Origin of the sequence: Caballeronia sp. GAWG2-1 (assembly GCF_023631405.1) — a bacterium.
GTDB lineage: Bacteria > Pseudomonadota > Gammaproteobacteria > Burkholderiales > Burkholderiaceae > Caballeronia.
This window is the reverse complement of record NZ_JALQDD010000045.1, coordinates 104,552-116,793: the sequence shown is the minus strand read 5'-3', so window position 1 is coordinate 116,793 and position 12,242 is coordinate 104,552. Positions and strand designations below refer to the sequence as shown.

The 12,242-nt window shown below is 61.9% G+C and carries 11 protein-coding genes; all 11 read left to right on the top strand.

The genetic code is table 11. The annotated features are described in order from the left end of the window. Nucleotides 1-264 precede the first annotated feature (264 nt). The 11 genes from NCR98_RS31975 to NCR98_RS31925 are packed head-to-tail and all read left to right on the top strand — an operon-like array spanning nt 265 to nt 12,237. Nucleotides 265-969 (top strand): VirB8 family type IV secretion system protein, encoded by a 705-nt coding sequence (locus NCR98_RS31975; protein WP_250528402.1) that lies wholly within the window; start codon nt 265-267, stop codon nt 967-969. Nucleotides 970-971: 2 nt separating this feature from the next. Continuing rightward, entirely contained in the window at nt 972-1,844 is an 873-nt protein-coding gene (locus tag NCR98_RS31970; protein ID WP_250528401.1) for a TrbG/VirB9 family P-type conjugative transfer protein, read from the top strand. 2 nt (nt 1,845-1,846) lie between these two features. Beyond that, nucleotides 1,847-3,097: a TraB/TrbI/VirB10 family type IV secretion system protein gene (locus tag NCR98_RS33585; protein ID WP_250528400.1), complete on the top strand. Its 1,251-nt coding sequence runs from the start codon at nt 1,847-1,849 to the stop codon at nt 3,095-3,097. Continuing rightward, entirely contained in the window at nt 3,090-3,890 is an 801-nt protein-coding gene (locus tag NCR98_RS31960) for a transglycosylase SLT domain-containing protein (protein WP_250528399.1), read from the top strand. The genes NCR98_RS33585 and NCR98_RS31960 overlap by 8 nt, the downstream gene beginning before the upstream one ends. Then, nucleotides 3,887-5,146 carry a TrbG/VirB9 family P-type conjugative transfer protein gene (locus NCR98_RS31955; protein WP_250528398.1) on the top strand — a complete coding sequence of 420 codons (1,260 nt, stop codon included), beginning with the start codon at nt 3,887-3,889 and terminating at the stop codon, nt 5,144-5,146. Before NCR98_RS31960 ends, NCR98_RS31955 begins: the two co-directional genes overlap by 4 nt. Beyond that, nucleotides 5,143-5,565: a lytic transglycosylase domain-containing protein gene (locus NCR98_RS31950; RefSeq protein WP_250528397.1), complete on the top strand. Its 423-nt coding sequence runs from the start codon at nt 5,143-5,145 to the stop codon at nt 5,563-5,565. Before NCR98_RS31955 ends, NCR98_RS31950 begins: the two co-directional genes overlap by 4 nt. Nucleotides 5,566-5,570: 5 nt before the next feature. Further along, nucleotides 5,571-6,230, top strand: coding sequence for a toxin co-regulated pilus biosynthesis Q family protein (locus NCR98_RS31945; protein ID WP_250528396.1), 660 nt, complete (start codon nt 5,571-5,573; stop codon nt 6,228-6,230). A gap of 5 nt (nt 6,231-6,235) precedes the next feature. Next, nucleotides 6,236-7,867: a type II secretory pathway protein gene (locus NCR98_RS31940; protein WP_250528395.1), complete on the top strand. Its 1,632-nt coding sequence runs from the start codon at nt 6,236-6,238 to the stop codon at nt 7,865-7,867. 19 nt (nt 7,868-7,886) lie between these two features. Then, nucleotides 7,887-9,167, top strand: a complete 1,281-nt coding sequence (locus tag NCR98_RS31935; protein WP_250528394.1) for a hypothetical protein — start codon at nt 7,887-7,889, stop codon at nt 9,165-9,167. After that, nucleotides 9,154-9,771 (top strand): hypothetical protein, encoded by a 618-nt coding sequence (locus NCR98_RS31930; RefSeq protein ID WP_250528393.1) that lies wholly within the window; start codon nt 9,154-9,156, stop codon nt 9,769-9,771. The genes NCR98_RS31935 and NCR98_RS31930 overlap by 14 nt, the downstream gene beginning before the upstream one ends. A gap of 3 nt (nt 9,772-9,774) precedes the next feature. Continuing rightward, nucleotides 9,775-12,237 (top strand): ATPase, T2SS/T4P/T4SS family, encoded by a 2,463-nt coding sequence (locus tag NCR98_RS31925; RefSeq protein WP_250528392.1) that lies wholly within the window; start codon nt 9,775-9,777, stop codon nt 12,235-12,237. Nucleotides 12,238-12,242: the final 5 nt, after the last annotated feature.

Below are 12,242 nucleotides of genomic sequence, written 5' to 3'. Positions count from 1 at the left end.
TTGAGTGGCGTGAAACGGCAAGTCATTGTAATAAAAGCCGAAAACCGCTCTTGAAAAACGTGCCGAATATTCACACCCCCCTTACTCGGCACGCTTTTCACATTGTGAAACGCCGAAACCGAGGCAACCGACCTCTCGGGCTCCGGCAATTTCCCATCCCGTGGGTGCGTCAGACAATGGAAATGGCGCACGAATTTAGCCTTCTTTCTAAAAACTGAAGGACGCTCGTGCTGTTTCAATGGTGACCATTCACAAAGGGTTGCCATGCGTCTTTTTAAAAACAAGCGTCGGGCCGCGCTGTCTACGGCTCCTGGCATGTACGCGGAGGAAGATCCGAGCCAAGTTATCTTCGAGACAAGCACGAAGCTAAAGCTCGAAGCTAACCGCTGGATGCTGATCTCGTTCGGCCTTGCCGTGATTGCCATCGGCGCGGTATGGACGCGGCAACCTGCGCCTTCGGTCACTCGCGTTGTGGGCGTGTCTGCCGATACCGGCGGGCACCCGATCGTGACCGAGCTTGTCGCCTACAAGCCCGACTCGCAAGCTGTGCGCACGACGGTCAAGGACATGGCCGTTCGTTGGTTCACGATCGAGCCGGTGCTGTCGGACCGCCTCGAGACTTCGCGCATGACCGCCAACATCAACGCGGTGAAGGCACAGATGATCGGCGCAGCAGCCGGTCAGTTCCGCGACTGGCTGAAGGCCGACACACCGTTCCAGCAGATCACGGCAAACCCGAAACTGATCCGCGAAGTCGACGTGCGCAACATCGCGCTGCTCGAAGACTCAACTGTACTCGTCGAATTCACGACGACGACCTCGCAGGCTGGCGCCACGGGCAAGCCGGACGTGAAGTCGTACGCGCTGACGTTGCGCTATCAAATCGTCGCGCCCACTGCTGAGCAGGCGCTGACGACGAACCCCTTCGGCATCTTCATTCCGTTCTTCCGCCTCGAGCGGACAGCATAAGCATGACCGCAACCATTCCCAACAAACGGCCGGTCATCGGCATGTGCCTTCTCGCTGTGTGCGCAGCGTTCCTCACGCAACCGGCTCTAGCTAAGAAAGCTAGCGGCGACTCGGCGTTCAATGCCGCGATGGTTGCTGGCGACCCCATGAGCCCGATCAATCCGTTCAACGGCGGCGCTGATCCTTTGACGATGCCGGGCGATGCGCGCATCGGCGTCTTCCCGTACAGCCGCGACCAGATCTACCGCGTGCTGACCGCACCGCTCAAGCTGACGACGATCGAACTGGAAAAGGGCGAGAAGCTGATTGCTGACCCCGCGATGGGCGACAGCGTCCAGTGGGAAATCGACGACGACAAGATGAACCACGTCTTCATCAAGCCGCACAAGGCCGATCTAGTCAACACGCTGCATCTGACCACGAATCTGCGCGAGTACGACCTCACGCTTATCGCGTCGCCGGCGGGCGGGATGTTCTATCAGACGGTGCGCTTCCAATACCCACGCGCGCCGATGGCTCGCGTCAGCGCACGCGACGACGCGACGGCGACTGGCAGTCGCGGCGGTGCCGATTCTGGAAGCATCGGTGTGGCGCCGGACAAGCTGAACTGGGACTACAGCGTCGATGGCCGCGCCGAGTTCACGCCGGAAACCGTTTTCGACGACGGCCACGCAGTCTGGATGCGCATGCCGGCGAAGGCACAAGAGTGGCCGGTTCCATTCATTCTCGATCATGGCGATCGCGTCGTTGCGAACTTCATTCGCCGCGGCGACTTCCTCGTCCTTCAGCGTCTGGCCGACGAGATCGTTTTGCGTTCCGGCAAGGACGAGGTCAAGGTGACGCGCGGCCGCCGTCGCCTGTTTGGGGTGTTTTAATCGTGGCGAAAAAACCGGACTCGGCGACGCCCAGCGCGGAGCAAGAAGCACTCGTCAAAGGTAAGACGCCGCGCAATGCGATCATGAGCATCGGCATTCTGGCTGCGGTTGTGATTGGCGGCCTCGGCTTCTACTACCAGCTACAGGCGACGAACAAAGCAGACGAAGAAGCGCGCATTAAGAGGGCGACCGCACTCAAGTCGAGTACGGAGACGCCCACTGCCGCGAACAACAACGACATCGACCAGATGATCCGTCAGCAGCGCGAAGCAGCGGCGTCGGAGGCAGCCGCTCGCGCAGCGTCTGAAGCAGCGGCTTCGAAGCCCGCCATCAAACCGATGCTGACCGGTGCGGACTTCAAGGAAGAGGTCGCAGGCTCGGGCACGGACACGCGCGAGCTTTCCCGCCAAGCGGCGCAAGACGCGATCTATACGTCTTCCATCTTCAAGCAGGCAGGCGCGTCGCGTTCGGCGAACTCGTCGACCGGCGTACTCCCCGCTGGCGTCCCTTCGTTGGATGAGGTGCGAACTGCTCGGAACGCTGCGGGAGCCAACACTCCCGATGCGATGGCGATCGCCTTGGCGAAGCAGGGCCAGGCACCCGAAGATCGCGACCGCGCCTTTCTCCGCGATGCGGGTTCGCGCGGCGGCATCGAACGGACAACCTTCAATGGCCGGTCGACGGGCTGCACATTGACGCCGCCGCACGTTATCCACGTCAAGACGGTTGAGGGGCTGAACTCGGACAAGCCGGGTCGCGTTTCATTGATGGTGGACGAGGACATCTATGACAGCCTGCGCGGCGACTGCTTGATGATCCCGAAGGGCGCGTTTATCAACGGCATGTACAGCGCGGACGTCAAAGTCGGCCAAGAGCGCCTGCTGGTCGCGTCGACGAGTCTGCGTCTGCCCAACGGCAAGAGCGTGCCGCTCAACGGTATGCAAGGTGCCGACCAACACGGCTACGCCGGGTTCTCGGGCGACGTGAACAACCACTTCCTGAAGATCTTTGGTGCGAGCTTCATTACGGCGATTTTGCTGAAGGCGTTCGACAGCAGCTCGCAGACGGCGACGACCGCGACGCCTAACGGCGTCACGACATATGGCGACACGGCAGGGCAGGTCGCGGCCGCGACGGCCCAGACCGTCATGCAGCGCAACCAGAACATCCCGCCGACGATCACGGTGGAGCCCGGCCAAAAGTTTCTGGTGCAGGTCACCCAAGACATCGTGATGGAGCCGTACCATGAGTAAGGCTCTCGCGGCGGCATGCCTGTCTGTCATGGCGTTCGGCGCCCATGCTGCAATCATCGATTCGATCATCAGCCCGACGCGCATCGTGCTCGATGACGGCGTAAAGCGCGCAATCGTCGAGCTGCCGGGCGAGCCGGTCTACACCTGTGGGCTGAAGCCGTTCCTCGCATGGGCTAACCGCTTTGAGGGCCAAACGGTCGAAGCTGCTTCCGGTGGCGTTGCCGTGAGCATCGACGGCTCGCCTGTCAGCCTCGAAAGCCTCTTTGTGAAAGCCGGGTGGCTGCGCCCCGCGAATCTTACCGATGACGCACAAGCGAGCATCGCAGAGCGGCAAGGCGGCTGGGCTTGTGCGTCCGCGCAAGCGCCGTTCGACGTCATGCACACGTCAGTCGACCCCAAGATTCTCGCCGGTATCGCGCTGAACGAGTCCGCCTATAACGGGCGCGCATGGCCGTGGACGTTGAACGTTGCCGGTCGCGGCTTTTACTTCCGCACGCGCGAGGACGCGTACCGAGCCATTCGATACCTCATCAGCAACGGCCGTTCAGACTTCGACATTGGCCTGATGCAAGTGAACTGGGGATACCACAGTAAGCGCTTCAAGAGTGCTTGGGATGCGCTCGCGCCGGCGACCAACATCCGCGTGGCCGAAGACATCCTCAACGAGAACTACCGCCTCACGCACTCAGCCGTCAAGGCCGTCGCGTATTACCACAGCGCCAATCCCGCACCGGGCCGCGAATACCTCGCGCGCTTCGCGAAGCACCTCTCTCAAATCGAACGCGGTCTATGAAGCACACACTCTCTCTTCTCACTATCGCGCTCGCCGCGGTGACGCTCAACGCAGCGGCCGCTGGCACGGACCCGCTCGATTTTGACTACGAGATTGCGGGCAATGTGCTTGAACGACCGGCGCTCGTCTTCAACGACGGCAGCGACACGTACTTCCAACCGCGCGCCGGCCAGGTGTTGCGCGTCGACGGTGGCCACAGTCAGGGTCCGTACATCGTTGTGCCGGGCACGCCCGAGGTGATTCGTTACTCAGCTCGCGGTTCGAGCGCCACCGCTTACTGGAAGAAAGCGAATCGATTCATTGGCGACAAGGCGCGCACCGAGACCCCTGCGGGATTCACTGGATTTTCCGGTCGGCTCGCGCTTATCGGACCGCGCAGCAGCCTCGAGAGCACGCGGCCTCTGAACGCCACGCTGCCGCTCGCACAACTGGTCAAAGCGCTGGTGCCGCAGGGCTGGACAGGGTCGGCACAGAAAGACATCGACTTGACTTCGTCGACGAGCTTCGGCACGCGTGATGGCGAGAACTGGATGCAGTCGCTCGATCGGCTGGTGGCCGCGTCCGACCTGTACGCCGACGTCGATTTCAACTCTCACCATGTAACACTTCGCCGCTCGGCTCCACAGTCAGTCGCGGTCAACTACGTCGCCCCGGTGTCTCAGGTCGCTGCAACTCCGGCGCCCGCGTCAAGCGCTAGCGCTGCGGCCGATCCCATCGGCGATTTCGCGAAGAAGGCGGAAGCGCAGACATCTGCCGCATCAGGTTCAGTCCTCGCGGACAAGCTGGGCGCAGTGGCGATCCGCGACGGTGACGACAGCCACATTCAGATCAAGTTTTCCGCCAAGCCCGCTGCGGAGTTGAAGGTGACGGGGCAAGACGGCAAATCGCTGCGTCCGAAGTGGGATGACGCGACCGACGTGGTGACGTTCAACCGCGCGGAGCGTTTCACGATCTCGAACGGGACCGACAAGGTTGAAGTCGCCCGTGTCGCCGGGACCGTCTATGAGTTCGACACCGCCAACAAGGCTGCTCTGCAAAGCGTATTTGATGAGAACGGCTCGACGTTCTTCAAGTTCGCCGACACGGTCGGCAAGGTGACGGTCGCCGACGTGGCGCACATGGGCTCGGGCGAGCAGAAGGGCCGCTACTACAAGTTCAATGGGACCGCCGACCAGTTCATCGTCAACGCCGACGGCAACGTCGTCAACGTGCTGCGCAAGCACGATGTGCGGTTCTTCGACCGGCCGGCGTCATGAACCAAGTCATTCGCTTTTCGACGTTGCTTTGCGCGGCCGTCTCCCTGCACGCGCGTGGCGACTGTCTCGACGATGCCGCGCGTTACCACCGCGTGAGTGTCCAGGTCGTGCGCGCCATTGCCCAGCAAGAGTCGGGGATGCGCCCGTATGTGACTAGTCGCAATACCGATGGAAGCGAGGACATCGGCTTGATGCAGATCAACTCGACATGGCTTCCAAAACTGGCGCGCTATGGCATTACCCGGCAACACCTATTCGACGCCTGCGTGAACGCCTACGTGGGGACATGGATCCTGGCCTCGAACATCAAGCAGTTCGGCCCGACGTGGAAAGCGGTCGGTGCCTACAACGCCGTTTCCTCGAACAAGCAGCTCATTTACGCCAACAACATTTACCGCCGCCTGCAACGCGCGAACTGACCAACATGACGCCTATCTTTTCTCTTCAAACGCATCGCACCGCGCGCATGGTGGCCCACTTGTTCGCGTGTCTGGCACTGACGACCGTATCGGCCTTTGCAGCGGCGGAAGCTGATCAGTCGCGCCTTGCGCCGCCGCCCGGCGACGGTTGGCAACTGCTCTCCGCGCCGGTCGCAAAGGCGCCGGTGGCACAAGTCGCGATGATGGCGCCTGCTGCGCACTTTGCAACAGCGGCCCCTGTTGTTCCCGCTGCTCCCGCTTCTCCTGCCGCGCTCAAGACAGCGGTCGGTGGCGCTGCGCCTTCAGCGCTTCCGGGTGCTCCCGCGCCGACAGCTATCGGCTCGTTGGACGTCGCTCCGGTCGTTGTGCCGTCGCAAGGCGGTGCAACGGCGCCCGGTGGTCTCCTGACGTTCTCCATCACGCCGCAGGATATCAACCTGCGCAACGCGCTCGACCGCTGGCTGCAGCAGCAGGGCTGGCAACTTGCGTGGAAGATCGACGACGACTTGCCGCTCGAGTTCAACGCGACGTTCTCGGGCGACTTCAAGTCGGTGCTCACGCAAGTGATGCAGGCGACCAATCACATGCGCACGCCCACGCGCGTCTGCAAGCACACCAACAACGTTATCCGCGTCGTCGCACGCGCAGCCAACTGCCAAGAGTAATCGCCATGCGCCTCACGAAAATCAAATCTGCCGTTGCCATTCTCGTGGCCGCCTCGCTTACTGGCTGTGCCGTGTCGCAATCCGATGTGAACCATGCCTTTGACGCGGCGAACGCTGAAGCTACGCGCGCGATCGGCAATGGCCCGGAGTCCATGTCGCTCGTTGAGGAAGTGCCGACCGCGTTCCTCGGTGACCGGCTTGTGCCGGTCGCATACGAGGCTACGCTGCCCGCGATCTTCCGTGAGAAGACGGTGGTGTTCCCCGGTAATCTGCCGCTCTCCAAGATCGCCACGCTTGTCTCCACCGCGACCGGTTATCCGGTCCATTTGAGCCCGGACGTCTTCATCCCGCGCGACGCGCTCATTCCGAGGACGAACGGCGGCGCTGGCGCGCCAACCGGACCGACGCAGCCGCAAGCCATCGCGAAGTCGAACGTGGAGCCGGTCTACGCCCAAGCTTGCAACTGCAAGGTAGGCGAGTATCTGCGTGGCGTGACGGAAAGCCTGGGCCTCGACTGGACGTTTGATGGCAACACCATTTCCATCAGCCGCTTCGTCACCAAGACGTTCACGATCGCGGCGATCCCCGGCAAGGTGTCGATCAAGTCGACGATGTCCAAGGGCACGGATACCTCGACGGGTAATCAAGCGTCGGGAGGCACGACCGGCGGGACAACGGGCAATACCGGCTCGTTCTCCGCTGTCACGTCTACCGGCCGCGACGGCACGTTCGATCAAATCGCAATCATCCAGTCCGAGCTTGAGAAGCTCAAATCGCCGCTCGGCGAGGTGGTGGTCAATCCCCAAAGCCGCCTTGTGATGGTACGTGATACCAAGGAAGCGGTCGATCGCATGGGTGCGCTGCTCGCGCGTGAGAACGCAATTTCCACGCGGCAGGTCGCGCTTCGCGTTCGCACGTTGCAAGTGGATCTGAGCAACAGCTCTCAGGCCGGTGTGAGTGCGGACATTGTGTTTAACCGCATTTCGGACGGCCTCAAGCGTTATTCGGTGACGGTCGCTTCGCCTACATCTCTGGCGACGGCAATTGGTGGCACCGTCGGTCTCTCCGTCCTGAAGCCTGGTTCGCCGATGGAAGGCACGAACGCCATCGTCAGCGGCCTCAACGCGTTCGGCAAGACGGTTCAAGACAACACGCAGACGAAGCTGACGTTGAACGGCCTGCCGGTGTCGATTGGTTCGTTCGAAACGAAGGGCTACCTTGCCGCAACGACCCCGAGCCTGGGTTCGATTTCGGGCGGCACGGCCGGTGTTCCGGGCTTGCAGCCGGGATCGGTCACGGTCGGTGACTTTGTGAATATCCTGCCGTCCGTGAACGACCACAACCAGATCATTCTGTCGTACTGGAGCGATAGCTCGAAGCTCAACGGCCCGTTCACGACTATTAGCACTGGCTCGGGCGACACCCTTCAGCAGATCCAGTTGCCGGACATTCTCGGCAATAAGGACGATCAAACTATCGCGCTGTCGGACGGTCAGACCGTCGTGCTCTACGGGGCGGTGAGCAATCGCTATGACGGCAGCAACAACAACGGCATCGGTGGTCTGTCCGGCGCTTGGAACAAGGGCAGGACGTTCCAGGTGATCATGCTGACCGCGACTGTCGTCCCTTCGATGTGAGTGCGAGGTAAGCAGACCCATGCACTTTGAATCGATACCGGGAGAGAAGGGCGCGAAGCTCGCGTTCGGGCTGGAATGGCGCGCCTATTCGGCAAAGGGTTCGCGTGCAGAGCGACGGCACTACGCGCAAGAGTCGGCAGCGACGCACTATACGGAGTTCAAAGCCAACGACGAGACGATCGTCGGATACTGTGAGTTGGAGCCTGCGCAGCGCAAGGGCGGCAAGCTGTATTCCGCCGCTGCGCGCATCGCCCAGCTTGACCGCGTACGCCGGCGCCCAGCGGTCCTCGTCCTTATTCAAAACGATGAGCGCGTTCACCTCGTTCTGGTGCAGCGCGGCGCTGTTTCACTCGATCAGGAAGTCGCGCTTAATGCGCTTGCCGACAAGCGTGAAGCGATCGAGGACACCTGTGCGAAGGCAGGCCTCGAACTGGCAACCCTCGGCTATGGCGCGCGACTGCACGCGGTAGATGAGACGTTCGACCTTCGCGAGCTGCTCGTGGCTCGCAAGGTCGGGCTGATCAAGAAGGTCCCGGTAACCGTGCCAACGACGGTGCCGTTGCTCGTTATCCTCGCTGCTGTGTTCTTCGGCGGCAAGCAGCTGATCGAGGTTCTTAATCCGCCGCCGCCGCCGCCCGCGCCTCCACCCACATTTATGCAGGACTATCAGTCGGCCGTTATGCGGACGCTCGCCGCGCCCACGCCGCTCGCCAATCGGCTCGTACCGAAGTTGTTGGCAGCCTTCGGCGGCCAGGAAACGAACGTCGCCGGATGGCAGTTCCAGAAAGCGTCCTGCACGATCGCGGGCCCGTGTGTTGTGACCTACAAGCGGCAGGGCGGCACCTTCAAGGAGTTCGACGCACGCGCGCCCGAGTCACTGCGTCCTATCGTCTTCAATCCGGATGGCCTGCATTTGACGACGCGGGGTCCTGAGGTCTCGGTGGCCGAGCGTGTCGCACTGGCGCAAGCGAAAGAGTGGCCTACGCAACAGGCGCTTATCAAGGCTTTGCAGACCGACCCGCAGAGGCTTTCGAGCAAGCCCGAAACGCTGGATAGCCACGGCTACGTGGTCGACATCAAGCCTGCCGAGCGACTTATTCCGCGACAACCGATGGCCGGCGAGGTGCAAGGGCCGCTCGTGCAGCGCGGCACGTGGCAAATCGACGGATACAAATGGCAAAGCGCGTTGATCTCGCGCCTTCCCGACAACATGGCGCTGGACACCCTCGACGTCGACATGAAGGACGACGGTACCGGGGTGCATTTCACTGCGAAGGGTAGATATTATGTTCTCAACTAAGTGGCCAGTTCGTGCCGCATGCTTTGGCGCGCTCGTGTTTGTCGCGGGCGCGGCTCTCTCGCAGGAAAGCCATCTCACGCTGGACGACATCGACAAGCTCGCCCGCGAGAAGCTGGTCGAGTCCATGCGCAAGGGTCAGGGTGGCGAAGGCAATGGGGCAAATGCGTCGCCTGCATCCGGAAGTATTGGGCTGAGTTCGCCGCTCGGTGTTGCGCCTCCACCAGTCGCGGCCGCGCCCGCGCCCGTCGCGCCCAGGATCGAGCGAAAGCCTAGTCTTCCGCCCAAGCGCATGTTTCCTGCCACGTTCGTTGGCGCATATTCCGATATGTCTGGCTCATACGTGCTCTACGACTATCAAGGCACGACCTATACCGCACGCCGCGGAAGCCGCTTGCTTAACGGCTGGACGGTCGCCTCCATCGACGGCTTTACGGTCAACCTCGTCGATGGCAAGCGCCACTGGACAGAGACCATCGCGGCACCGGCTGATGTGCCTGTCATTTCAGACGGCCCGGCCGTCCGGGCAATCACCGATCTCTCGTCGCCGCTTCCGCCCGGCGGGGTCCCGCCGACCGCTTCCACTTTCGTACCGTTCGGGAAATAAGACATGGGTCTGTTTGCACAAGAAGAGCAGGATACGCCGGAAGCCCGCGGAGGCTTCCTCAAGCGCCTCCGGACGCCACTTTCAAGCTTCGTCGAGCCGGGCAGCAGTGCCGAGCCGCAGTTGAAGATGCCAAAATCCGTGCGCCAGAAAGCACGTGGAAATGAGGAACGGCAGTCGGCAGCAAGCCGCGCGGTGAATTCCCAGGTTATGTTCCTCGGGCGCGCTCTCTCGGGCGGCGACATTGAAGACGTCGATAGCACTGAGCTTGATGATGACCGGTACGCGCCGCAGCAACGAGCGGAACATGGATCGCAGGCTCCAGAGCGTCCCGACAGAGACGAACCGGTGTTCCAGCGGTTCGCGCCGCCCACGTTCGAGCGTCCCACCTACGCCAGCATGCGCGCTGCAATGGACAACGTCGAGCGTGCTCAGTCGGGAGTCGAGGCAACCGACACCGAGCAAGCCGCTTCGGTCGACGCGCAATCTCAATCGGCACCTATCTCGTCGGGAACTGCAGAGGATAGCGTTGCAGCCACCTTGGATGCGACGTCAGACGCGGTAGCGCGTGGCGACGACGGGTCGCGCAACAATGAGCGACAGCCGCAAGCCGAAGTCCGACGGCCAGCTGAAGCGGAGCCGCCCGCACATGTCGTCATGCGTGCGTCGATAGCCGCGAAAGATGATCCTCGCGCTGAACAGCGTCACCCAGAGGCGGCGAAGGAACGCGCCAAGGCTTCGTGGACGGACGTCGTCGAATCGGAACCGGGATCGGACGACGATTCGCAGGTAGCGGCCGGCGGGCTTTCATCGGGGCGACCGGAACTGGTGTCTCCTGACTCGCTCCCGGACTTCAAGCGGATTCTCACGGTAGCTGACGACGATGCTGCGCTGCGCATCCCTGCGGCCGCACGCAAAGAATTCGTCGCAGTAGAGGTGCAACCGGGCGTTGCCTTCACCGTGGCGACCGCGAGATTCGCGGAGAAGGCGCAGTACGCAACGTTCATCAAGGATCTCGGGAATAACGACATCCTCGTGCGCGAAGAGATGATCGCGACCGAGTCCGTCATCGCTGCAATCTACGCAGGGAAGGCAGCCGCATCGTCGAACTCGACCGCTCGTGAATCGAGCCGGGCGATTGGCATCTTCCGCGACATCATCGAAGCCGCGCACGGTTTCGGCGCGAGCGATATTCACTTCGAGCCGCGCGAATTCCACAACGAAGTCGAAGTTCGCTTCCGCGTGAACGGCGACATGTACACGTTCAATCGGATGCCCAAGGGCATCGTGCGACGCGCGCTGTTTGCGGCGTACAGCGACCTCGTGCAGAGGAACACCAACTCGGGCAACAGCTTCCAGCCGAGCGCGCCGCAGTCCGCGATGATCCCGCTTGTCGTGAAAACGGACACGGTCAACCTGCGCTGGCAGTCGTCGCCGCTCGTTGGCGGTTATGACGTCACGCTGCGTCTGCTCGACGGCAACTTTAAGAACTATTCGGTGCTGCTGCCGAAAGACATGGGCTTGGAGAAGAGCCAGCTCGAGCTGATCGACACGCTCAACTACGTCAGCGGCGGAATCACAGCCCTTACCGGTGAGACCGGCTCGGGAAAGACGACGACGCTTCGCGCGCTGTCCTACATGCTGCCGGATCGCGAACTGAAAAAGCAGTTCGCGGTGAACGAGCCGTCCGAGTACCCGATGCCGTGGCTCTCCGACTACTCCATCATCCGGCGTCCGGATGAGACCGACGATGAGGCAAACCGCAAGTACGCGGAAGTCATCCGTACGCTCATGCGGCAAGACCCGGATGATCTGACCATCGGTGAAGTGCGAGACCGGGTGGTGATGGGGCTCGTTGCGGAACTGGCGCTGACCGGTCACCCGGTGCGCTTTTCTCTGCACGCCGGCGACATCATCGCGGCCGTCATGCGTATGGCGGGCGGGCGGCTGCAACTGCCCATCGACGAACTTGCGTCCGAAGGCTTCATCAACGCGGTCGGCAATCAGAAGCTGATCCCGACGCTGTGCGAGCACTGCAAGCTGCCGGCCGAAGACGTCATGCCGAAGGCCGACCTGCAGCTACTGCGCACCAAATTCGGCCTCGACACGTCGAGCATGGCATGCCGGAACTACGATGGATGCGCGCACTGCCGCCTGGACGGTCTTTTCACGCGCAACGGCAAGGTAGCGGGTGGCACGAAACGCCCATCTCTCGCCGCAGAACTCTATCGGCCGACTCCCGAGTTTTTGGAGCGTGTCGCCCAACGCGATTGGGCCGGCGCACGCCAAGTTTGGCGCGGAGAGCGCCGTACCGGTTTCGAAAACGCCGATATGGTTGGAAAGACGCTATATGAACACGCTCTTTTCAAGGCTTCTTGCGGTTTGATTGACCCAAAATTCATCAATCGGTCGATGCAGTCGTTCGCGCAGTACCGCGTGATGCCCGGCGTCGATGGTCTGATGGTCTAACTTGT

What these genes read in the sequence shown, in the direction of transcription:
- NCR98_RS31975 (WP_250528402.1), top strand. Translation starts at nt 265, where the DNA reads ATGCGTCTTTTTAAAAACAAGCGTCGGGCCGCGCTGTCTACGGCTCCT.
- NCR98_RS31970 (WP_250528401.1), top strand. Translation starts at nt 972, where the DNA reads ATGACCGCAACCATTCCCAACAAACGGCCGGTCATCGGCATGTGCCTT.
- NCR98_RS31960 (WP_250528399.1), top strand. Translation starts at nt 3,090, where the DNA reads ATGAGTAAGGCTCTCGCGGCGGCATGCCTGTCTGTCATGGCGTTCGGC.
- NCR98_RS31955 (WP_250528398.1), top strand. Translation starts at nt 3,887, where the DNA reads ATGAAGCACACACTCTCTCTTCTCACTATCGCGCTCGCCGCGGTGACG.
- NCR98_RS31950 (WP_250528397.1), top strand. Translation starts at nt 5,143, where the DNA reads ATGAACCAAGTCATTCGCTTTTCGACGTTGCTTTGCGCGGCCGTCTCC.
- NCR98_RS31945 (WP_250528396.1), top strand. Translation starts at nt 5,571, where the DNA reads ATGACGCCTATCTTTTCTCTTCAAACGCATCGCACCGCGCGCATGGTG.
- NCR98_RS31940 (WP_250528395.1), top strand. Translation starts at nt 6,236, where the DNA reads ATGCGCCTCACGAAAATCAAATCTGCCGTTGCCATTCTCGTGGCCGCC.
- NCR98_RS31935 (WP_250528394.1), top strand. Translation starts at nt 7,887, where the DNA reads ATGCACTTTGAATCGATACCGGGAGAGAAGGGCGCGAAGCTCGCGTTC.
- NCR98_RS31930 (WP_250528393.1), top strand. Translation starts at nt 9,154, where the DNA reads ATGTTCTCAACTAAGTGGCCAGTTCGTGCCGCATGCTTTGGCGCGCTC.
- NCR98_RS31925 (WP_250528392.1), top strand. Translation starts at nt 9,775, where the DNA reads ATGGGTCTGTTTGCACAAGAAGAGCAGGATACGCCGGAAGCCCGCGGA.